Source organism: Nocardioides sp. S-1144 (assembly GCF_005954645.2).
GTDB lineage: Bacteria > Actinomycetota > Actinomycetes > Propionibacteriales > Nocardioidaceae > Nocardioides > Nocardioides dongxiaopingii.
Map to the genome: position 1 here is coordinate 394,175 of NZ_CP040695.2, position 21,207 is coordinate 415,381.

Here is a 21,207-nt window from a genome sequence, read left to right on the forward strand (position 1 = left end):
TCAGGAGCGGTCGAGGTCGACCGTCTCCGGGGTGTGCAGCCGCACCATGAACCGCAGCGCGTGCGCGGGCGCCGAGGCCGCCGTGGCCAGCGAGACCAGCACCATCGCGGCGAGGGCGAGCGGCACCGACCAGGCGGCGGGCTGCCCCACGACGACGTCCACCCAGCCGTCGCCCCACCCGCTCGAGCCGTCGGCCAGCGTCCAGCCGACGGCGGCGACGGACCCGGCGCCGCCGACGAGCAGGCCCGCCACGGCCCCGGCGGCGGTGAGGCCGCGCCACCAGATGCCGAGCACCAGCAGGGGGCAGAACGTCGAGGCGGCGACCGCGAAGGCGAGCCCGACGGCGCGGGCCACCCCGAAGTCGGGCAGCAGCAGCGCGGCGGTGAGCGGCACCACGACCGCCACGGCCGTGGCCACCCGGAACGCCGTCAGGTCGGGCAGTCGCTTCGACGTCACGTCCTGGGTCAGCACCCCGGACACCGCGATCGCCAGCCCCGACGACGTCGACAGGAACGCCGCGAACGCGCCCGCGGTGACCATCCCGGTCAGCACGTCGCCCAGGAGACCCGGCACCACCAGTCGCGGCAGCTCGAGCACCAGGCTGTCGGAGGCGGTCGGCTCGGCGCCGTAGGCGCGACCGAGCGCGGCGTAGACCGGCGGCAGGAGGTAGAAGACGCCGAGCAGGGCGAGCACGGCCAGGGTGGTGCGGCGCGCGGCGCGACCGTCGGGGTTGGTGTAGAACCGCACGACCACGTGCGGCAGGCCCATCGTGCCGAGGAACGTCGCCAGCACCAGCGAGTAGGTCGTGTAGAGCCCCTGGGCACCGCCGTCCGCCAGGGGGACCGACCAGTCGGCGGCGGTCGCGCTCGGCCCGGACACGCGGTCGCCGGCCCACACCACGAGCAGCACCGCGGCCGGCACGAGCAGCGCGGTCAGCTTGAGCCAGTACTGGAAGGCCTGCACGAAGGTGATGCTGCGCATCCCGCCGGAGCCGACGCTGACCAGCACGACGAGCCCGACGACGACCGGGCCGACCCAGCGCGGCGCGTCGAGGGCGGCGGCCAGGGTGAGCCCGGCGCCCTCGAACTGCGGCAGCAGGTAGAGCCAGCCGATCGCGACGACGAGCACCGAGCAGACGTGGCGGACCCGGCGCGAGTCCAGCCGCGCCTCGGCGAAGTCGGGCAGCGTGTAGGCCCCGCTGCGCCGCAGCGGGGCGGCGACCAGCACGAGGAGCACCAGGTAGCCCGCCGTCCAGCCGATCGGGTACCAGAGCATGTCGGCGCCGAAGGTGAGCAGCAGCCCCGCGACCCCGAGGAAGGACGCCGCGCTGAGGTACTCCCCGCCGATCGCGCTCGCGTTGAGGCCCGGGCGCACGGTGCGCGAGGCGACGAAGAAGTCGCTGGTCGTGCGCGAGACCCGGAGCCCCCAGGTGCCGATCGCGAGGGTCGCGAGCGAGACCAGGACGACCGCCACCAGCCCCGGCACCTGCGTCACGGCCGGTCCACCGGCCGGCTCACCGCTCGACCTCGCCCATCAGCTCGGCGAAGTCGCGCTCGTTGCGCTCGGCCCGCCGCACGTAGTGCCAGCCGAGCAGCACCAGCCACGGGTAGACGAGCACCCCCAGCACCAGCCACGCCACCGGCGCCCCGGCCACGCGGACGTCGTCCAGCCCGGGCGCGAGGAAGAACAGCAGCGGCAGCCCGCCCACCGTGACCGTGAGCAGACCCAGCACCCGCGCCGCCAGCCACAGCTGCTCGCGCAGCAGCGAGCCGAGGTAGACGCCGCCCAGCGGCGAGGCCTCGTCGATGTCGCCGGTGCGCGGGATCGGCCGCGCCCGTCGGTCCGGTCCGGTCACCCGCACCCGCCGCGGCGGGCCCTGCTCGCTCACGACGGCTCGGTGGCGTGGAGGAGGCGGTCGCGCAGCTCGCGGGTGTTGCGGCGGCTGACGCCGAGCTCGGTCCCGCCCCGTCCGACGACGACGGTGCAGCGGCCCCCGGCGGTCCGGACCTCGCGCACGTGGGCGATCGCGACGAGCAGCGAGCGGTGGATGCGCACGAACCCGGCGTCGCGCCAGTCGTCGGCGAGGGTGGTGAGCGGCACCCGCACCAGGTGGCTGTCGGTCGCGGTGTGCAGGCGGGCGTAGTCGCCCTGGGCCTCGACGTGGGTGACCTCCGAGCGAGCGACGAAGCGGGTCACCCCCGCGCGTTCCACGGCGATCTGGACGTCGTGCACCGGCGCCGGGGCGCGCTCGCCGCCGCTCGCCGACTCCACCACGCGCCGCACCGCCTCGGCCAGCCGCTCGGCCCGCACCGGCTTGAGGACGTAGTCGACCGCGCGCAGGTCGAAGGCCTCGACGGCGTGCGCGTCGTGGGCGGTGACGAAGACGATCGGCGGCGGCGTGCGGAACCGGCTGAGCACGTCGGCGAGCTCGAGCCCGGTCAACCCGGGCATCTGGACGTCGAGGAAGACGCAGTCGACGTCGTCCTCGCGCAGCACCCTCAGGCCGTCGGTCGCCGAGCCGCAGGTCAGCACCTCGCCGATCCGGGGGTCGCGGGTCAGGAGGTACTCGAGCTCGTCGAGGGCCGGCCGCTCGTCGTCGACGACCAGCACCCGCAGCCCGCCCGCGGGGTGCTCGCGGCCGCTCACGCCGAGATCCCGGCGGCGAACTTCGGCACCCGGACGACGACCTTGGTGCCGGCGCCGGGCGCGGTCTCCACGACCAGCCCGTAGTCGTCGCCGTACGAGGCGCGCAGCCGCGCGTCGACGTTGCCGAGGCCCACGGAGTCGAGGGCGGCATCGCCGGCCAGGGCGCGGCGCACCCGCTCCGGGTCCTCGCCGGCGCCGTCGTCCTCGACCTCGATGAGGCAGTCCTGGCCGCGGTCGCGGGCGGTGATGGTGACGTGGCCGACCCGGTCGACGCCCTCGAGGCCGTGGCGGACGGCGTTCTCGACCAGCGGCTGCACGCACAGGAACGGGACGGCGACCGCCAGCACCTCCGGGGCGACGCTCAGCCGCACCTGGAGCCGGTCGCCGAAGCGGGCCTGCTCGAGGAGCAGGTAGCGCTCGATCGAGCGGAGCTCCTCGGCGAGCGTCGTGTACTCGCCGTGGCGCCGGAAGGAGTAGCGGGTGAAGTCGGCGAACTCGAGCAGCAGCTCGCGGGCCCGGTCGGGGTCGGTGCGCACGAAGCTGGCGATCGCGCCGAGGGAGTTGTAGACGAAGTGGGGGCTGATCTGGGCCCGGAGCGCGCGCACCTCGGCCTCGGCGAGCCGCGCGCGCGACAGGTCGAGCTCGGCGAGCGCGAGCTGCCCCGACACCCACGTCGCCACCTCGTCGACCGCGCGGGCCAGCCCCGCGGTCGGGTAGGGCGCGAACGCCGCCAGCGTGCCGACGATCCGCTCCTCGACGACCAGCGGGCTCACCACGGCCGTGCGGACCTCGCAGGCGGGGACGTCGCACGGCAGGTCGGCCCGCTCGAAGCCGCGGGTGCGGCCGCGGTCGAGCGTCTCGGTCAGCAGCGGCGGCACCTGGCCGACGTGGTGGTCGCCGGCGCCGTCCCAGGCCAGGCAGCCGGCGGTGTCGGTAAGCGCGATGGCGGGGGTGCCGAGGAGGGCGCGCAGGTGTCGGACCGAGCGTTCGGCGCTCTCGGCGGTCAGGCCGCCGCGCAGCGCGGGCGCGGCGAGCGAGGCCTGGTGCAGGGTGCGGAACGTCGCCCGGTCCGCCTCGGAGCCCAGGTGCTTGCGCCGCCACATCCGCGCCATCGGCGGGTCAGCGGAAGTCGATGAGCAGGACGCCGGCGTCGTCGTCGAGGCCGGTCAGGCCGGCGGCGACGCGGGGGAGCGTGTGCGCGGAGTCGGTCATCGGGTCGTCGCCGGCCCGTGCTCCCGACGCGGACCCCGGGACGGTGATCGGCACGGTGGGCTCGGGCACCGGGGTCGGCGCCGGCTCCGGGCGGTCGACCACCACCGCGCGGTAGCAGGCGGTGACGTAGGGCAGCTGCATGCCGTCCATGCCGCGGCCGTAGTCGTCGTACAGCGCGAGGACGTCGGCGACCGTGCGCTCCCGCTCGCTGTCGCCCAGGACCGCGACGTTCGAGCGCGAGCGCACGAGGTCCTGGATCGAGCGGCGGTCGACGACCTGCCAGTGCTTGAACGACCCGGTCTCCACGTCGCCGAAGTCGGACGACGCCGCCACCGCGGCGAGCGGGTCGGTGAGGTCCTCCTGGGTGCCGATGATCCGGCCGAGCTTGCGGACCCAGGGGATCCGCGCGTCGCGCTGGTTCCAGACGGCGGCGAGCACGCCGCCGGGCTTGAGCACCCGGGCGATCTCGGGCAGCGCCCGCTCGGCGTCGAACCAGTGGAAGCACTGGCCGGCGACCACGACGTCGACCGAGCGGTCGGGCAGCGGGATCTCCTCCGCGCCGCTGGCCGAGGTCGGGACGTCGGGCAGGTGGCGCCGGAGCACCTCGAGCATCGCCTCGTCGGGCTCGGTCGCGTAGACCTCGTGGCCCAGCGCGACCAGCCGCTCGGTCAGCTTGCCGGTGCCGGCCCCCAGCTCGAGGACGGCGACCGGCTCGGTGCCGACGAGCCACGCGACGGCGTCCGCGGGGTAGGTCGGGCGCCCCCGGTCGTAGGCGTCGGCCACGCCGCCGAAGGAGCGGGCGTGGCGCTGCTGGTCCTCGGTCATCGGGGTCAGCGTAGTCCGCGGATACCGTTGCGCCCGTGACCTCCGACCCCCTGTCGTGGCTGGTGTCGCTCGAGGGCGTCCCGTCGGCCTACGCAGCCACCCGCGACGGCATCGACGTGATGCTCCGCGACCGTGGCCTGCGCCGCACCTCTCCCGAGACGACCGCCGAGTCGCTGCTGCGCGGCGCGCACGCGAGCGCGGTGCTCGAGGGCTCCGCCTCGACGCTGCTCGAGGTGCGCTCCGGCGAGGCCGACGAGGTGGCCGCCGACAGCGTGCGGCTCTCGAGCGAGCTGCTCTCGCTGGTGCCGGCGCTGGGCCGCTCGCCCCTGCAGGCCCTGGCCCGCATCCACGCCCTGGCCGGCTCCGGCTCGGTGCCGCCCGAGCGGCTCGGCCGGCCCCGCGACGCCGAGTCGTCGGCCCGGCTGCGCGACGTCGCCGCCGTCCTGTCGACGCCGACCGACGCGCCGGCCCTGCTCGTCGCCGCCCTCGTGCACGCCGAGCTGGTCACCGCGGCGCCGTTCGCCTCCCACAACGGGTTGGTGGCCCGCGCCGTCGAGCGGCTGGTGCTGGTGGCGCGCGGCGTCGACGAGAAGTCGCTCGTCGTCCCCGAGGCCGGGCACCTGGCCCTGCGCGCGGCGTACGAGTCGAACCTGCGGGGCTACGCCGAGGGCGGCGCGGCCGGCGTCCACGCCTGGGCGCTCTACGCGGCCGAGGCGTACGCCGCCGGCGCGGAGGCGAGCCCGTTGCGACGGGCCGCCGAGGAGTAGGTCGAGCGTGCAGGTGGCGCCCGAGCCACGAGGGATCGAGCGCCACCGCTGACACGTGTTCCGCTGGCTACCAAGCGTGCTGTCTCTTCTTGCTGCCCCGGGAGCATCCCGGGAACAGGCGCCCTGTCGGAAGGGTGGATCGCCGCGTGGGTACCCGGATCACGTGTTGCTCTTGAGTTGTCGACCTGCCCCCTGTCTACGCTCGTCGGCGGGCGCGCACAAGAGTTGACTTTTGCCCTGGGAGGGTGGCGGGCGCGTCCGGGCCGGCGGCGTGGTCTCAGAGCCGGAGGCGCTGGGCGATCTCCCGACCGGTCGGGGGCTGGCTGAGCCCCAGGTCGCCGGGGGTCACCGCGGCGCCGTCAGGGGTGCGGCCGGCGAGGTAGAAGGTCACCCGGTTGACGCCGTCGCCGAGCAGCCCGTCGAGGACCCGGTGCACGGTGCGCAGCACCTCGAGGAACGTGGGGGTGTCGAGGACGTCGACGGTGCCGGACAGCGCTCCCGAGGCGTTCTGCTGGTGGTTGTAGGTGAGGTCCTGGGCGACGACGCCGGGCAGCACCCGGACGGCGTCCCGCACGGTCTGGGTGACCACGCTCGCGCCGGGCCGACCGCCGAGCATCTTGGACAGCAGGCCCATCCGGCACTCCTCGGGTCAGGGCTGGCGGCTCACCGGGACGTCGACGGCGGACGCGCTGCCGCCGGGTCCGACCAGGAACGGAGCCAGCTGGGACTGGTAGTCCCGCAGGATACGACCGGCCTCGGTGTCGGAGGCCAGGGCCTCGCGCACGGAGTTGCCGTACTCCGTGTGCGAGTGGTTGGTGCCGAGGCTCCAGGGGTTCCCCGGGCTGTCGAGCGTGACCGCCTGGACGCCGCCCGCCGGCATCCCGGTCACCGTCGCGCCACCGAGGTCGAGCCGGGGCACGAGGTCGAAGCGGTGCTGGAACTGCACGGCCTCGACGCCGGGCGCGAGCTGCAGGTGGTCGATCGGTGCGCCGAAGGTCATCACGTTGGTGATGTTGTGCTCCCGGACGAACGCGGGGTCGGAGGCGAGCATCGCGGCGATGATGCCGCCCTGGCTGTGACCGGTGAGCAGGATCGGGGTGCCCGCGGGGAGGTTGGCGGCGACGATCGCGGCCTTGACCGACTCCACGGCCGCGGTGGGGCTGCCGGCCACCAGGTTGAGGTTGGCCGACAGGTCGCGCGGCACGCCCCCGGCCCCCGGCGACCAGTTCTCGGTGCCCGGGATGGCGACGATGGCCCCGGTGCCGCCGGCGTTCTGGACCGTGGTGATCCGGACGTCGCCGGTGCTTCCCGGCCCCTCACCGACCTGGTAGCCGTCGCTGACCCCCTGCATGATCGAGGCGAGGTCGGTCGGGCGGGTGAGCGCCGGGGAGAACTGGCCGGCCTGCAGCGGGTCGGTGGTCACGGCGGTCGGGGTGCCGGCGACGCCGACGCCCTCGCCGAACCACTTCTGGTCCTCGCCGGTGACCAGGTTGCCGACGGTGCCGACCGCGGCCCCGACGCCGGCCAGCGCGCTGGCCGCGATCTCGGCGACCGAGTGGTTCTCGCGGCCGGTGAGGACGTCGCCGACCTTGCCCAGGAAGTCGCCGGTGTGGCCGGCGGTCCGCTCGAGCCCGGCCCACGCCGCGCCGAGCCGGTCGGTGATGAACGCGCCGACCTTGCCCAGGAAGCCCTGGGGCGGAGCGGCGACGGGTGCGCTGCCCGCCCCACCGGCCGCGGTCGCCCCCTCGCCGGAGACCTGGTCCTGGGCCTGCGCCTCCTGGCGGATGAGCAGCGCCATCGACGCCAGCGCCTGCACGCTGCTGTCGAGGGCGGGCCGCTCGCTGTCGCCCCAGCTCTGGAAGGTGCGCTCGGCGTCGGTGCCGACCCAGTCGAAGGAGCGCAGCGCGCCGTCGAGGCGGGTCGCCAGCTCGGCGATCCGCTGCGAGCCCGCGTCGAGCTCGGTGCTGGCGGCCAGTCCGGCCGCGGTGTCCATCCCGAGGGTGGTCATCGTCAGGAGGCCCTCTGCTCGTGGCGGCGGACGAGGCTCTCGAGCGCGGCGGTGACGTCCCACACGAGCAGGTCGGCCACGGCGCCGTCCGGGGCGAGGCTGATGTCGTTGGAGCCGTCGGGCTGCGGGGCCACCGACCACAGGTCGTCGTCGGTGGCCAGCCAGGTGCGCACGCTGACCGCCTCGTCGACGACGGTCGCGAGCGCCACGAACGCCCGGCAGTCGGCGGCGAACGTCGGGCCCGGGCGGCGCGGGTCGGTCGCCGGCCGGCCCTCCGGGTCGGCGGTGAGCGACCCGACCGGTGGCAGCAGCGCCCGCACGACCGGCCAGAGCCGTGCGGTCGGGAACGGGGTGGCCTCGCCGTCCTCGATCGCCACCGACTCCTCACCGGCCAGGGCGATGTCGACGCGACGGGTGCGGTCGTCGTAGGTCGTCACCAGCCGCAGCGCGACCGCGGGGAGCCCGGGGTCGGCCGTGACGTCGCTCGCCCCGGGAGGCGTCTCGGCCGGCGCCGCCCCGCGCTTCACGTCGTCGTAGCCGAGGTCCGGTGCGTCTGCCATGGCCCGAAACTAGGTCCCGCGGGCGGGGCGGGGCAGGTGGAACGTTCCGGCTCGTCAGCGCACGACGACCGTGCTGCCGAACGGCACCAACGATCCCGCAGCAGGCCGGGTGGCGACGAGGCCCTTCGACGTGAGGTGGGTGTACGGCGACCCCGGCACCAGGCCGGCCGCGAGGAGCCGGTCCTCGGCGACATGCCGGTCGGTGCCGGGCTGCAGCGGGGGGACGGCCGTCCTGCCGGTGGGCATCTCCCGGATGCTGGTGACGATCCGCTCCTGGACCGACGACGACCCACCGGCCACGAAGACGGTGACGCCGAGGTCGGGGAGGCCGATCGAGACGAACGAGGAGTAGCGGCAGAAGTACGTCGACGGGCACGTGTCGCTGCGAGTCGCGTCGAGGCCGTTCACCGACACCTCCGACCCCGCGAGGTACCCGGTGCCGTCCTCGTCGGGGCTGATGGTGACGAAGCCGGGGCGGGAGCACGTCCCCCGTGCCGAGGGGCGCCCCAGCGTGAGCGACTCCGGGTCCGAGGTCCGCAACCCGCAGGGTCCGCCCCGCAGGACCCAGCGCCCGGGCACGGCGAGGGCGACTCCGTGGAAGCCCACCAGCCGGAAGCCGGCCGGGATGTCGTCGACCGACGTGGCGGGCGTCGGGTCGCTCGCCACGTCGGCGGGCGTCCGGGTGGAGCGGTGGGCGACAGCGATCCCGAGGCCGGCGACGAGGACGACCACGGCGGTGGCCGCTGCCCCGACGGCGAGCGAGCGCCGGCGGCGGGCCGTGCGGCCCCGCGCGAGCAGGTCGGCCGGCAGGGGGGTGTCGGGCACCAGCGGGTCGAGGCGTCGGTCGAGGTCGTCGAGGAGCGAGAGGTCGTCCATCAGTGCTCTCCGGTCGGTTCGAGGGTGGTGGCGAGGTGGCGCAGCGCCGCCGAGAGGCGGCTCTTGACGGTGCCGGGGGCGATGCCGAGCGCGGCCGCGGTCTCCTTCTCGCTGAGCTGGGCGTAGTAGCGCAGGACGACCACCTCGCGCTGCTTGACGGTGAGGCCGGTCAGGGACCGCACCACCGAGTCGGTCACGACGACGGCGTCGCTCGGATCGGCGACGACCACGTCGGGCAGGTGGTCGGAGGGTCGCTCGCCCCACCAGTGCCGCCGGCGCGAGCCGCGGAAGGTGTTGAGGAGCATCGTCGCGACGTAGGCGTCACGGTTGTCGGCGCGCCGCACCTTCGACCACGACGTGTAGCAGCGCAGCAGCGTGGACTGCACGAGGTCCTCGGCCTCCTCGGGGGAGCAGCCGAGCACGATCGCCGAGCGCAGCAGCCGGGGCCAACGCGCAGCCGCGAACTCGGTGAAGTCGTCGTCGCTGCCCACACCCGTCTCGATGCGGTGGCGGGCGGATCGGTTCGGTCGGTCCGGCGTCCGGCTCAGACCGCACGCCTGCGGCGCGCGCTGGCCCACAGCACGCCACCCACGGCGACCGCCCCGCCGACGGCGAGGGCCGCGAGCGTCGGGCCGGCCGGGGGCAGCGGCACCCGGCTGCGGAGCGCGACCGGCTTGTCGAAGACGAGGACCGGCCAGCCGGCGGCCGCGGCGTGCCGGCGCAGCTCCTTGTCGGGGTTGACCGCGTGGGGGAACCCGACCGCCTCGAGCATCGGGACGTCGGTCACCGAGTCGCTGTAGCCGTAGCACTGCGCCAGGTCGTACCCGTCGCGCGCGGCGAGGTCGCGGATCGCGCGGGCCTTCTCCTCGGCGTAGGCGTAGTAGTCGATCTCGCCGGTGTAGTGGCCGTCGACGACCTCGAGGCGCGAGGCGATCACGTGGTCGGCGCCCAGGAGCTCGCCGATCGGCTCGACCACCTCGGAGCCGGACGCCGAGACGATGATGACGTCGCGCCCGGCCAGGGAGTGCTCGGCGATGAGGCCGACCGCCTCGTCGTACACGATCGGGTCGACGACGTTGTGGAGCGTGTCGGCGACGATCTCGCGCACCGTGGCGACGTCCCACCCGGCAACGAGCTGCGACATGAACTGCCGCAGCTTCTCCATCTGGTCGTGGTCGGCGCCGCCGACGAGGTAGACGAACTGGGCGTAGGTCGAGCGCAGCATCGCGCGCCGCGAGATCAGGCCCCCGGCCTGGAACGGCTTCGAGAACGCGAGCGTGCTCGACTTCGCGATGATCGTCTTGTCGAGGTCGAAGAAGGCCGCGGCGGGCGCCATGGCTCCACCCTAGGGGGCCGCCGCCCCGGAATGGCCACTTGTCGTCCACAGCCCTGCCGATCGGCGCCTCCTCCCCAGGGCGGCGGTCGCGGGGCGGCGGAGGTCGCCGGTGACGGGCAGCGTGTCGGCATGTCGAAGCCACGGACCACCACGACCACCGACCCGGCCGCCGCCGCGCTCGTCGCGACCGCCGACGAGACCCTGCGCGACGAGCTGCTGCGCCTCGCCGCGGCGGCGGGGGTCGCCCCCGAGGTGGTGGGCGACGCCGCCGCCGTCCTGCGGTCGTGGGCGCGCGCGCCCGTCGTCCTGGTCGGGGCCGACCTGGCCGCCGCGGTCGCCGACCTCGCGCCCGACCGGCGCGACGGCGTCCACGTGATCTCGTGGGGGCCCGCCGAGAGCGACCTCTTCCGTGCCGGCATGGTGCTCGGCGCCGAGAACGTCGCCGGGCTGCCCCGGTCCGAGGGGTGGGTGGTGGAGACGCTGACCGACCTCGGCGAGCCCGGTCGGCCGCGGGGGCTGGTCGTCGGGGTGATGGGCGGCTCCGGCGGCGCCGGGGCGACGACCCTGGCCTGCGCGCTGGCCCAGACCGCCGCGCGCACCGGCGAGGCCGTCGTCCTCGACTGCGACCCGCTGGGCCCGGGGCTCGACCACGTCCTCGGGCTCGACCGCGCCGACGGCTTCCGCTGGGACGCGCTCTGCGAGACCTCGGGGCGGCTGAGCGCCCGGGCGCTGCGCGACGCGCTGCCGCGCCGCGGCCGGCTCGGCGTCCTCACCTGGCACGCCGGCTCGACCGCGACGCTCCAGGCCTTCGCCGTCCGGGAGGCGCTGTCGGCGGCCCGTCGCGGCCACGACGTCGTCGTCGTCGACCTGCCGCGCACCGCCGACCCGCTGGTCGACGAGGTGGCGTCGCGGTGCGACGTGCTGCTGCTCGTCGTGGTGCCGACCGTCACCGGGCTGGCCTCGGCTGCCCGGCTCTGCGCCCGGATGGCCGGGCGAGCGGCGCCCACCCTGGTCGTGCGCGGCAGCGGGCTCGGCCGGCACGACGTCGCGCGGGCGACGGGCAGGCCGGTGCTGGCCACCGTGCCCGAGCAGCGCCGGATCGCCGAGTCGATCGACCTCGGTCTCGGCCCGGTGCGCTCGCACCGCGGTCCGCTGGGGCGCGCCTGCACCGACCTGCTCGCCGGCCTGGCGACGCGCCCGGCAGCGGCGGCATGAGCAGCCCGGACCGTTCGCCGGCCCCGCCGTGCTGGTCTGCCGGACGGCGTCCGGGGGGACCCCTCGTGAGTGGCGCGGCGCCGGCGGTCCTCGTCGACGAGGTCCGCGAGCGGCTGGCCGGCAGCCCGGGCGAGCTGACGCCGCACCGCGTCGCGGAGGCGCTGCGGGCGGCCGGCCGCCCCGTCGGTGACGCCATGGTGCTCGCCGTGCACGAGGCGCTGCGCCGCGACGTGGTCGGTGCGGGTCCGCTGGAGCCGTTGCTCCGCCTGCCGGGCACCACCGACGTCCTGGTCAACGGCGCCGACGCGGTCTACCTCGACCGCGGCTCGGGCCTCGAGCGCACCGACGTCACCTTCCCCGACGAGGCCTCGGTGCGCCGCCTGGCCCAGCGGCTGGCCGGCCTCGGCGGACGACGGCTCGACGACGCGTCCCCCCACGTCGACCTCCGGCTCGCCGACGGCACCCGGTTCCACGCCGTCCTCGCGCCGGTCGCGCGGCCCGGCACCGTGATCTCGCTGCGGGTGCCGCGCCGAGGCGGCTTCACCCTCGACGCCCTGGTCGCGGCGCGGATGCTGCCCGGCCCGGTCGCGCTCCTGCTGGAGCGGGTGCTCGCCGCCCGGCTGGCCTTCCTGGTCAGCGGCGGCACCGGTTCGGGCAAGACCACCCTGCTCGCCGCCCTGCTCGGGCGGGTGTCCGCGGCCGAGCGGCTGGTCGTCGTCGAGGACGCCTCCGAGCTGCGGCCCGACCACCCGCACGTCGTCGGGCTCGAGGGACGACCGGCCAACCTCGAGGGAGCCGGTGCGGTCGAGGTCCGCACCCTGGTGCGCCAGGCGCTGCGGATGCGCCCCGACCGGCTCGTGGTCGGGGAGGTCCGGGGCGGGGAGGTCGTCGAGCTGCTGGCCGCCCTCAACACCGGCCACGAGGGCGGGTGCGGCACCCTGCACGCCAACTCCGCGGTCGACGTCCCGGCGCGGGTGGAGGCGCTCGCCCTGGCCGCCGGGCTCGGGCGGGCGGCCGCGCACAGCCAGCTCGCCTCCGCGGTCGACGCGGTCATCCACCTCGCCCGCGCGCCCGACGGGGCGCGGCGGGTCGCCCAGGTCGCCGTCCCCTCACGCGACCCGGCCGGCCTGGTGACGATGGCAGTCGCGGTCCGGGTCGACCGCGACCTCACCGTCCACGAGGGCCCGGCGCTGGGCCGGCTCCTCGACCGGCTCGAGGAGGCGGTGGGCGACCCGTGACCGCGGCCGCCGGGGCGGCCGCCCTCGCCGCCGGGCTGGCGGTGCTGCTGCTCCTCCCGGCGCGGCCGAGGGTGCCACGGCCGCCGTCCGCGGCCCTCGACCGCCGCGCGGTGCCCCTCCTCGCCGCGGTCCCGCTGGGCCTGGTCGTGGCCGGGGCGACGCCGACGCAGGTCGCGCTGACCGCGATCGTGGCCGCCGCTGGGGTGGCGGCCCACCGCCTCCTGCAGGCGCGGCGCACCCGGCTGGAGGTCGCCCGCACCGGCGTCCTGGTGCTCGGGGCGTGCGAGACGCTCGCGCCGAGCTCGCCGCGGGCCGGCCGCCGGGAGCGGCGCTCGACCGCGCCGTCGACGACTGGCCGGCCCTGGCCGAGGTGGCCGAGGCGCAACGGGTCGGCGCCGACGTCCCCACGGCCTGGCGGGCGGCGGCGGCCACGCCCGGAGCCGCCGACCTCCGCCTCGTCGGGGCGGCCTGGCAGGTGGCGCACCGCACCGGCCAGGGGCTCGCCGACACCCTCGACCACGTCGCCCGCGACCTGCGCGGCGCCCAGGCGACCCGTCGGGTGGTCGCGGGCGAGCTGGCCTCGGCCCGGGCCACCGCCAAGCTCGTCGCGGCGCTGCCGCTGCTCGCGCTGACGATGGGCTCGGGCGCCGGCGGCGACCCGTGGGGGTTCCTGCTCGGCCACCCCCTGGGTCTGGTCTGCCTCGCCCTCGGGCTGGCCTTCGCAGTGGCCGGGCTCGCCTGGATCGAGGCACTCGCCCGCGAGGTCGACCGACCGTGACGGCGCCCTGGTTGGTCCCGGCGGTGCCGGCCGTGACTTCGGTGCTGGCGGCGGCGGTCGCGGCGGCGCTGCTCGTGCCGCCCCGGGCCAGGGCGCGGTCCGGCGAGGTCCGGGAGCGGCGTCCGGCGGCGCACGAGGGGTTGCTGAGGCGGCACCGGCTGCTCTGCTCCGTGCTCGCCGGTGCCGGCGTGGCCACCGTCGTCGGCGGCTCGGCCGGCCTCGTGGGTGCCGCCGTGGGGGCGGTCGCGGCGTGGGTGGCGATCGGCCGGGCCGAGTCGCCCCAGGAGCGCCGCCGCCGCGCCGAGGTGCGTCGCGACCTGCCGCCGTGGTCACGCTGGTGGCCGCGGCGCTGCGCTCGGGTGCGGCGCCGGCCGACGCCGTCGTCCTGGTCGCGGCGTCGCTGCCGGGCGCGGCCGCCGACCGGCTCGCCCCGGTCGCGGCACGGCTGCGCCTCGGGGTTCCCGACGTCTCGGTGTGGGCCGACCTGGTGCGCGACCCCGAGCTCGCGCCGCTCGGCCGCACCCTGGCCCGGGCCCACGACACCGGCGCGTCGGTCGTCGCGGCGGTCGAGCGGCTCGCCGACGACCTCGCGAGCGCGGCGCGCTCGAGCGTCGAGGACCGCGCCCGGGCCATCGGCGTCAAGGCGGCGGTGCCGCTCGGGCTGTGCCTGCTGCCGTCGTTCGTGCTCATCGGCATCGTGCCGCTCGTCGCGGGTCTCGTGAGCACGATGGGCTGGTCCTGATGCCACGAGTCGTCCACAGGCCGGCGGTCCCCGGGGTTCTCCACAGGCCGCGGACGACGGGGCGCGGCCCGTCGGTCCCGGGCCGCAGAGTTCGGGCCCAGAGCCGCACCGGGCGGCTCGGGACCGAGGAGGCCGGCATGACCCGCACGACCCGCACGACCCGCCCCAGCCGCACGAACCGCCCCAGCCGCACGAGCCGCCGTCGTCGCGACGACGGCATCACCACCGCCGAGTACGCCGTGGGCACGGCCGCCGGCGCCGGCCTCGCCGGCCTGCTCTACAAGCTGCTCTCCGGCGGTTTCGGCGACCGGCTGCTGAAGACCCTGTTCGACCACGTGCTCGGCCTGCTGGGCATCGGATGAGGTCCACCCGGGCCGCCCGGGCGGCCGTGTCCCACCACGCTCCCCGCGGCCGGCGCGGTCAGCGCGGCGCGGTGACGGCCGAGCTCGCCATGGCCCTGCCGCTGCTGGTGGCCCTCACCATCGGGCTGGTCTGGCTGCTCTCGGTCGGGGCGGCGCAGGTCCGGGCGGTCGACGCGGCCCGGGAGACGGCCCGCGCGGTGGCCCGGGGCGACGACGAGGCGGCCGCGGTGGCCGCCGGCCAGCGTGTGGTGCCCGACGGTGGTCGCGTCACCGTCCGCGGCGCGGGCGACTCGGTCGTGGCCGAGGCGACGGCGCGGGTCGAGGGGCCTGGGGGGCTCTTCGACTTCCTGCCGGCCGTCACGGTCCGCGCCGAGGCCACCGCGCTGGTCGAGGAGTCCGGATGAGCCGCGGCAGGGGCAGGGCCGCGGGCAGGGACGGAGGCGAGGAGCGCGGGGGCGCGACGGTCGTCACGCTGGCGCTCGCCGGCGTCCTGCTCCTGCTCGGCGCCGCGCTCGGGGTGGTCGCCGCCCTCGTGGTGGGGCACCGCACCGCGCAGGCCGCGGCCGACCTCGCCGCCCTCGCGGCCGCCCAGGCCCTGGCCCGCGGGTCCGACGGCTGCGGCGCCGCCGCGACGGTCGCCGCCGCCAACGGGGCGGCGCTCACGGGGTGCGCGGTGGAGGGTCGCGAGGTCCGCGTCGAGGTCGGGGTCACCGGGCCGCGCTGGCTCGGTCAGTCCGGCGACCTCACCGCCCGGGCGCGCGCCGGGCCGGCTCAGGCCCGGTAGTCGGGGTCGTCGTCGAGGTCGCGGCGACGACCGGCCTCGGCCCGGTCGAGCTTCTGGGAGAGCTCGTCGATCTTCTTCTGCTCCTTGCGCTGGCGCAGCCCGCGCTGGGTGCCCCACTTGGTGAGCCACAGGCCCACGAGGATGCACAGGCCCGCGACCAGGCCGACGACGAAGAGCGCCGACGGGCTGAGTCCGATGCCGAGGATCTCGACGTCACCGCCGCTCACCTCGGTCGTGAACAGACCTCCGACGACGAGGACGGCGCCCACGAGGATGACCACGAGGCCCAGGATCAACATGGCTTCAGGCTACGCCCTGCCGCCGGCGTCCGGACCGTTCTCGCCGGCGTCGTCCTCGGCCCCGCTGAGCAGCACGTCGAGCAGGGCGACCGCGCCGGTTTTGTCGAGCGGGTTGTTCTGGTTGCCGCACTTGGGCGACTGCACGCACGAGGGGCAGCCGAGCTCGCAGGAGCACGAGGCGATCGCCTCGCGGGTCGCCGTCAGCCAGCGGCGGGCGGCGTGGAACCCACGCTCGGAGAAGCCGGCGCCACCGGGCTGGCCGTCGTGCACGAAGACGGTCAGCTCTCCGGTGTCGGCGTGCCGGGCGGTCGAGACGCCGCCGATGTCCCAGCGGTCGCACGTCGCCACGAGGGGCAGCAGCCCGATCGCGCAGTGCTCGGCGGCGTGGGCCGAGCCGGGCAGGTCGGCCTCGAGCAGCCCGGCCGCGGCGAGGACGTCGTCGGGCACCGTCCACCAGACCGCCGTCGTGGTCAGCGAGGTCGCCGGCAGGTCGAGCGGCACCTCGCCGATCACGTCGCCGTGCGGCTGGCGGCGCTTGAGGTACGACACCACCTGCTGCGACACCTCGACGGCACCGAAGGAGAGGCGGCACCGACCCCACGAGCGGTGCTCGCGCTCCTCGACGATCGCGATGTCGGTGACGTCGCGCGCCGACGTGGTGTAGCCCGGGTCGGCGCGCTCGAGGGTGGCGACCCGGCTCTCGAGGTCGAGCTCGTCGACCAGCCAGGTCTCGCCGCGGTGCAGGTAGACCGCGCCGGTGTGGGCGGTGCCGTGGGCCCGCCCGGCGTCGACGGTGCCGACGACGCGGCCGGTGACGTCCTCCACGAGCGTGACCGGGGAGCCGCCCGCGCCGCGGATGTCGGCGAGGTCGGCGGCGCGGCGCCGGTCGGTCCAGAACCAGCCGCGGGGACGCCGGCGCAGCAGGCCGCGCTCGACCAGCGCGTCGACCACCTCGCGGGCGGTCGGGCCGAAGATCGGCAGGTCGGCCTCGGTGAGGGGGATCTCCTGCGCGGCCGCGCACAGGTGCGGTCCGAGCACGTAGGGGTTCCCGGGGTCGAAGACGTGTGCCTCGACGGGACGGCCGAGCAGCGCGTCGGGGTGGTGCACGAGGTAGGTGTCGAGCGGGTCGTCGCGCGCGACGAGGATCCCGAGGGCGTCCTGGGCGTCGCGGCCGGCCCGGCCGACCTGCTGCCACAGCGCCGCTCGGGTGCCCGGGAAGCCCGCGATGAGCACGGCGTCGAGCCCGCTGACGTCGATGCCCAGCTCGAGGGCGTTGGTGGCGGCCAGCCCGACGAGCTCGCCGCGCCGCAGCGCCCCCTCCAGGGCCCGGCGCTCCTCGGGCAGGTAGCCGCCCCGGTACGCCGCCACCCGGGTCGCCAGCGCCGGGTCGACCTCCTCCAGCAGCCCGGCCGCCGTGAGCGCGACCTGCTCGACCCCGCGCCGCGAGCGCACAAACGCCAGGGTGTGCACGTCCTCGGCGACGAGGTCGGCCAGGAGGTCGGCGGTCTCCGACGTGGCGGCCCGGCGCACCGGGGCGCCGTTCTCGCCGACGTACGACGTGAGCGGCGGCTCCCACAGACCCAGCGTGACCTCGCCCCGGGGCGAGCCGTCGTCGGTGACCGCCTCGACGTCGAGGCCGGTGAGGCGCGCCGCGGTCAGGGCCGGCTCCGCGGTCGTGGCCGAGGCGAGCACGAAGGTCGGCGAGGCGCCGTAGGACGCGCAGACCCGGCGCAGCCGGCGCAGCACGTGGGCGACGTGCGCCCCGAACACCCCGCGGTAGTGGTGGCACTCGTCGACGACGACGTAGCGCAGCGACCCGAGGAACGAGGCCCACCGCTGGTGCCCCGGCAGGATCGAGCGGTGCAGCATGTCGGGGTTGGTCAGCACGTACTCGGCGTGTGCGCGGGCCCAGTCGCGCTCGTCGTGGCTGCTGTCGCCGTCGCACGTGGTGATCCGGGCGTCGAGACGCAGCGCGAGCAGCGACTCGAGCTGGTCGTGGGCGAGCGCCTTCGTCGGCGCCAGGTAGAGGGTGCCGGCGCCGCGGCCGCGGCGCTCACCGCGGCCCGCGAGCGCGGCCGACAGCGCGGGCAGCTGGTAGCCGAGCGACTTGCCGGACGCCGTCCCGGTGGACAGGACGACGTGCCGCCCGGCCCAGGCGGCCTCGGCCGCCTCGACCTGGTGGGCCCACGGGCGCGCGACCCCGCGTGCCGTGAGCCCCGCGACCACCGACGGGGCGGCCCAGGCCGGCCAGTCGGCGTGCCGGGCCGCGCGGGAGGGCCGCACCTCGACGTGGGTGAGACGTCCCTCGCGCCCCGGCACCGCGGCGAGCCGGTCGAGCAGCCCGGCCACGGACCGGCCGGGACCGAGCCCCGCCCCGGCGGGCGGGGCGGCAGCGGGGGAGGGCACGTTCGCGATCGTGGCACACGCCAGGGACAGCGCCCGGACACCCCGCTCCGCCGCCCCGGGTGCCCGCGGCGCGCCGGGAACTCTTTACTTCTGTGTGCGTGCTGATCGATGCCGTGGTTTGATATTCCCGGCCGAGTGTCGGGCGCCGCGGTTCCCGACAGGTCATCCTGCACGTACTTCTGGGAGAACTTCGTGGATCTGAGTCTCGAGACGCGCGACGTCGGCGGGCGAACCATCGTCGCCGTAGGCGGGGAGATCGACGTCTACACGGCTCCGAAGCTGCGCGACCGGATCACCGAGCTCGTGGCTGCCGGCACCTACGACCTGGTCATCGACATGGAGGCGGTCGAGTTCCTCGACTCCACCGGACTCGGCGTGCTGGTCGGTGGCCTGAAGAAGGTCCGGGCTCACGACGGCTCGCTGAGCCTGATCTGCAACCAGGACCGGCTGCTCAAGATCTTCCGGATCACCGGTCTGGCCAAGGTCTTCGTCATCCACGAGTCGGCCGACGCGGCCCTCGCCGGGGCCTGAGACCGGCTCCCGCCACCACCGCACCGGTCCACGGACCGGTGCCTCGGCGCGCCCGCACGCGGTCGGCGCCACGTCGGCGCCGCGACACGCACGTGACGCACGTCACCTCCCCTGCCTCTGTGGGGCCTGGTTCTGCGTAAACTCCGGCTCGGTCCCCCCGAGACCTGGGTCACATCCGGCCCGCTCGCACGTATCGACACCCAGGAGGAAGCATGGCCGGGTTCCATCCCGCAGCCGTCGAAGTCTCCGGTGGCAACCTCGTCCTGGTCATCGTCGTCGCCCTGATCGCGCTGGGCGCGCTCGCGATGGCCTACCTGTTCCGCTCCGAGGTCCTTGCTGCCGGTGAAGGCACCGCCAACATGAAGAACATCGCCCAGGCTGTCCAGGAGGGGGCCGACGCCTACCTCCAGCGACAGTTCCGCACCCTGGCGATCTTCGCCGGGGTGGCGTTCTTCGTGCTGCTCGCGCTGCCCGCCGACGACCTGACCGTGCGGATCTTCCGCTCGGTCTTCTTCATCGTCGGCGCCGTGTTCTCGGCCGCCGTCGGCTACCTCGGCATGTCGCTGGCCGTCCGCGCCAACCTCCGGGTCGCGGCCGCCGCCAACGAGCCGGGCGGTCGTGAGCCGGCCATGCGGATCGGCCTGCGCACCGGCGCCATGGTCGGCATGCTCACCGTCGGCCTGGGCCTGCTCGGTGCCAGCCTGGTCGTGCTCTTCTTCCAGGACGAGGCCCCCGACGTGCTCGAGGGCTTCGGCTTCGGCGCCGCCCTGCTCGCCATGTTCATGCGGGTCGGCGGCGGCATCTTCACCAAGGCCGCCGACGTCGGCGCCGACCTCGTCGGCAAGGTCGAGCAGAACATCCCCGAGGACGACCCGCGCAACGCCGCCACGATCGCCGACAACGTCGGCGACAACGTCGGCGACTGCGCCGGCATGGCCGCCGACCTGTTCGAGTCCTACGCGGTCACCCTGGTGGCCGCGCTGATCCTCGGCTCGCAGGCCTTCGGCGACAAGGGTCTGGTCTACCCGCTGCTCATCCCGGCCATCGGCGCGCTCACCGCGGTCGCCGGCGTCTACCTCACCAAGCCCAAGGTCGGCGAGCCCGGCCTGACCACCATCAACCGGTCGTTCTACCTCTCGGCCGGCATCGCCGCCCTGGCCAGCGTCGTGCTGTCGTTCGTCTACCTGCCGACCAGCTTCGCCGACTTCGAGGGGCTCGCCGGGAGCAACACCCTCGAGCTCATCAGCGGGCAGCCCGAGGGCAACCCCGCGCTGATCGCCTCGGTCGCGGTGGTCATCGGCATCGTGATGGCCGCCGGCATCCTGGCCCTCACCGGCTACTACACCGGCACCGAGTACAAGCCGGTCAAGGACGTCGGCCGGACCTCGCTGACCGGCGCCGCCACCGTCATCCTGTCCGGCCTCTCGGTCGGTTTCGAGTCGGCGGTCTACACGACCCTGGTGATCGGCGCCGCCGTGTTCGGCGCCTTCCTCCTCGGTGGTGCCTCGCTGACCATCTCGCTGTTCGCCGTCGCCCTCGCCGGGTGCGGCCTGCTGACCACCGTCGGCGTCATCGTCGCGATGGACACCTTCGGCCCGGTCTCCGACAACGCCCAGGGCGTCGCGGAGATGTCGGGCGACGTCAGCCCGGAGGGCGCCCAGATCCTCACCGAGCTCGACGCCGTCGGCAACACGACCAAGGCGATCACCAAGGGCATCGCGATCGCCACCGCGGTGCTCGCGGCGACGGCGTTGTTCGGGTCCTACGCGACGTCGTCCATCGAGGCGCTCGACGAGGCCGGCGCGCTCGACGAGCTCACCGGGTTCTTCGTCTTCGACCCCTCGGTCCTGGTCGGCGTCCTGCTCGGCTCGGCCGTGGTGTTCCTGTTCTCCGGCCTGGCCATCAACGCCGTCGCGCGGGCGGCCGCCGCGGTGGTCTACGAGGTCCGCCGCCAGTTCCGCGAGATCCCCGGGATCATGGAGGGCACCGGTCGCCCGGAGTACGGCAAGGTCGTCGACATCGTCACCCGCGACTCGCTGCGCGAGCTGATCACGCCGGGCATCCTGGCCGTCTTCGCCCCGGTCGCCGTCGGCTTCGGCCTCGGGGTCACGGCGCTGGCCGGCTTCCTCGCCGGCGCGATCGGCACCGGCACCCTGATGGCGGTCTTCCTGGCCAACGCCGGTGGTGCCTGGGACAACGCCAAGAAGCTCGTCGAGGACGGCAACCACGGGGGCAAGGGCTCGCCCGCCCACGAGGCCACGATCATCGGCGACACCGTGGGCGACCCGTTCAAGGACACCGCCGGCCCGGCGATCAACCCGCTGATCAAGGTGATGAACCTGGTCTCGCTGCTGATCGCGAGCGCCGTGGTGTCCACCAGCGTCGGCGAGGACGAGAACGACGTCCTGCGCATCCTCATCGCCCTGGTCTCGGTCGCGATCATCGCCGGCGCGGTCTACGTGTCGAAGCAGCGCGAGTCCAACCTCGGCGACGACGTCCCGCTGGCCGACAAGCCCGTCTGACCCGCACCCCGCACCACCACGGTGACCCGTCAGTGATCACTGACGGGTCACCGTGCTTTTCGGGGTGGATCGCGTCGGTGGGGTGGGCGGGGGTGCCTGC

Annotated in this window: 23 protein-coding genes; 10 read left to right on the forward strand and 13 right to left on the reverse strand. The window is 75.6% G+C overall.

From position 1 onward, the window contains the following. The 5 genes from FE634_RS01940 to FE634_RS01960 are packed head-to-tail and all read right to left on the reverse strand — an operon-like array spanning position 1 to position 4,683. Positions 1-1,494, reverse strand: coding sequence for a sodium/solute symporter (locus FE634_RS01940; protein WP_212721934.1), 1,494 nt, complete (start codon positions 1,492-1,494; stop codon positions 1-3). Positions 1,495-1,513: 19 nt separating this feature from the next. Then, positions 1,514-1,888: a DUF485 domain-containing protein gene (locus FE634_RS01945; RefSeq protein WP_137295163.1), complete on the reverse strand. Its 375-nt coding sequence runs from the start codon at positions 1,886-1,888 to the stop codon at positions 1,514-1,516. Continuing rightward, on the reverse strand, positions 1,885-2,646 hold the full coding sequence (locus FE634_RS01950) for a LytR/AlgR family response regulator transcription factor (protein ID WP_137295164.1): 762 nt from the start codon (positions 2,644-2,646) through the stop codon (positions 1,885-1,887). Before FE634_RS01950 ends, FE634_RS01945 begins: the two co-directional genes overlap by 4 nt. Continuing rightward, entirely contained in the window at positions 2,643-3,758 is a 1,116-nt protein-coding gene (locus FE634_RS01955) for a sensor histidine kinase (protein WP_138874925.1), read from the reverse strand. Before FE634_RS01955 ends, FE634_RS01950 begins: the two co-directional genes overlap by 4 nt. Positions 3,759-3,765: 7 nt before the next feature. Then, positions 3,766-4,683: a class I SAM-dependent methyltransferase gene (locus tag FE634_RS01960; RefSeq protein WP_138874926.1), complete on the reverse strand. Its 918-nt coding sequence runs from the start codon at positions 4,681-4,683 to the stop codon at positions 3,766-3,768. A 35-nt stretch (positions 4,684-4,718) separates the two neighbouring features. On the opposite strand from FE634_RS01960, the gene FE634_RS01965 reads away from it, so the two are divergent. Beyond that, entirely contained in the window at positions 4,719-5,450 is a 732-nt protein-coding gene (locus FE634_RS01965; protein WP_138874927.1) for a Fic family protein, read from the forward strand. Positions 5,451-5,727: 277 nt separating this feature from the next. Here the strand turns inward: FE634_RS01965 and FE634_RS01970 are convergent, their stop codons facing one another. Genes FE634_RS01970 through FE634_RS01995 form a run of 6 tightly spaced genes read right to left on the reverse strand, consistent with a single transcriptional unit; the run spans position 5,728 to position 10,230 of the window. Continuing rightward, entirely contained in the window at positions 5,728-6,084 is a 357-nt protein-coding gene (locus tag FE634_RS01970; RefSeq protein WP_148240296.1) for a hypothetical protein, read from the reverse strand. Positions 6,085-6,099: 15 nt separating this feature from the next. After that, positions 6,100-7,458 (reverse strand): lipase family protein, encoded by a 1,359-nt coding sequence (locus FE634_RS01975; protein ID WP_138874929.1) that lies wholly within the window; start codon positions 7,456-7,458, stop codon positions 6,100-6,102. Positions 7,459-7,460: 2 nt separating this feature from the next. After that, positions 7,461-8,018 carry a hypothetical protein gene (locus FE634_RS01980; RefSeq protein WP_138874930.1) on the reverse strand — a complete coding sequence of 186 codons (558 nt, stop codon included), beginning with the start codon at positions 8,016-8,018 and terminating at the stop codon, positions 7,461-7,463. Positions 8,019-8,072: 54 nt separating this feature from the next. After that, positions 8,073-8,894, reverse strand: a complete 822-nt coding sequence (locus tag FE634_RS01985; RefSeq protein WP_138874931.1) for a hypothetical protein — start codon at positions 8,892-8,894, stop codon at positions 8,073-8,075. After that, entirely contained in the window at positions 8,894-9,385 is a 492-nt protein-coding gene (locus FE634_RS01990; protein WP_138874932.1) for a SigE family RNA polymerase sigma factor, read from the reverse strand. Before FE634_RS01990 ends, FE634_RS01985 begins: the two co-directional genes overlap by 1 nt. A gap of 53 nt (positions 9,386-9,438) precedes the next feature. After that, on the reverse strand, positions 9,439-10,230 hold the full coding sequence (locus FE634_RS01995; protein WP_137295171.1) for an HAD family hydrolase: 792 nt from the start codon (positions 10,228-10,230) through the stop codon (positions 9,439-9,441). A gap of 129 nt (positions 10,231-10,359) precedes the next feature. Here FE634_RS01995 and ssd point away from each other — a divergent pair, with 129 nt between their 5' ends. The 7 genes from ssd to FE634_RS02030 all read left to right on the forward strand — a co-directional run bounded on the left by ssd (position 10,360) and on the right by FE634_RS02030 (position 15,349). Next, complete coding sequence (ssd, locus tag FE634_RS02000) at positions 10,360-11,445, forward strand: septum site-determining protein Ssd (RefSeq protein ID WP_148240297.1); 1,086 nt, start codon at positions 10,360-10,362, stop codon at positions 11,443-11,445. A 65-nt stretch (positions 11,446-11,510) separates the two neighbouring features. Then, positions 11,511-12,683 carry a TadA family conjugal transfer-associated ATPase gene (locus tag FE634_RS02005; RefSeq protein ID WP_262347544.1) on the forward strand — a complete coding sequence of 391 codons (1,173 nt, stop codon included), beginning with the start codon at positions 11,511-11,513 and terminating at the stop codon, positions 12,681-12,683. Positions 12,684-12,963: 280 nt separating this feature from the next. Next, positions 12,964-13,461, forward strand: a complete 498-nt coding sequence (locus FE634_RS02010; RefSeq protein WP_148240299.1) for a type II secretion system F family protein — start codon at positions 12,964-12,966, stop codon at positions 13,459-13,461. A gap of 325 nt (positions 13,462-13,786) precedes the next feature. Then, positions 13,787-14,203 carry a type II secretion system F family protein gene (locus FE634_RS21525; protein WP_262347545.1) on the forward strand — a complete coding sequence of 139 codons (417 nt, stop codon included), beginning with the start codon at positions 13,787-13,789 and terminating at the stop codon, positions 14,201-14,203. 137 nt (positions 14,204-14,340) lie between these two features. Continuing rightward, positions 14,341-14,565 (forward strand): DUF4244 domain-containing protein, encoded by a 225-nt coding sequence (locus FE634_RS02020; RefSeq protein WP_148240300.1) that lies wholly within the window; start codon positions 14,341-14,343, stop codon positions 14,563-14,565. Then, the gene (locus FE634_RS02025; RefSeq protein WP_137295008.1) at positions 14,562-14,969 is read left to right on the forward strand and encodes a TadE family protein; all 408 of its coding nucleotides are present in this window, start codon (positions 14,562-14,564) and stop codon (positions 14,967-14,969) included. Before FE634_RS02020 ends, FE634_RS02025 begins: the two co-directional genes overlap by 4 nt. Further along, complete coding sequence (locus tag FE634_RS02030) at positions 14,966-15,349, forward strand: Rv3654c family TadE-like protein (RefSeq protein ID WP_137295007.1); 384 nt, start codon at positions 14,966-14,968, stop codon at positions 15,347-15,349. The genes FE634_RS02025 and FE634_RS02030 overlap by 4 nt, the downstream gene beginning before the upstream one ends. On the opposite strand, the gene FE634_RS02035 is transcribed toward FE634_RS02030, so the two are convergent. Beyond that, positions 15,337-15,648 carry a hypothetical protein gene (locus FE634_RS02035; RefSeq protein WP_137295006.1) on the reverse strand — a complete coding sequence of 104 codons (312 nt, stop codon included), beginning with the start codon at positions 15,646-15,648 and terminating at the stop codon, positions 15,337-15,339. The genes FE634_RS02030 and FE634_RS02035 overlap by 13 nt on opposite strands. A 9-nt stretch (positions 15,649-15,657) precedes the next feature. Continuing rightward, complete coding sequence (locus tag FE634_RS02040) at positions 15,658-17,997, reverse strand: DEAD/DEAH box helicase (RefSeq protein ID WP_148240952.1); 2,340 nt, start codon at positions 17,995-17,997, stop codon at positions 15,658-15,660. A gap of 249 nt (positions 17,998-18,246) precedes the next feature. Here FE634_RS02040 and FE634_RS02045 point away from each other — a divergent pair, with 249 nt between their 5' ends. Both FE634_RS02045 and FE634_RS02050 read left to right on the forward strand, forming a co-directional pair. Next, positions 18,247-18,585, forward strand: coding sequence for an STAS domain-containing protein (locus FE634_RS02045; RefSeq protein ID WP_137295005.1), 339 nt, complete (start codon positions 18,247-18,249; stop codon positions 18,583-18,585). Positions 18,586-18,797: 212 nt separating this feature from the next. Then, entirely contained in the window at positions 18,798-21,107 is a 2,310-nt protein-coding gene (locus tag FE634_RS02050) for a sodium-translocating pyrophosphatase (protein ID WP_137295004.1), read from the forward strand. Positions 21,108-21,207 lie beyond the last annotated feature (100 nt).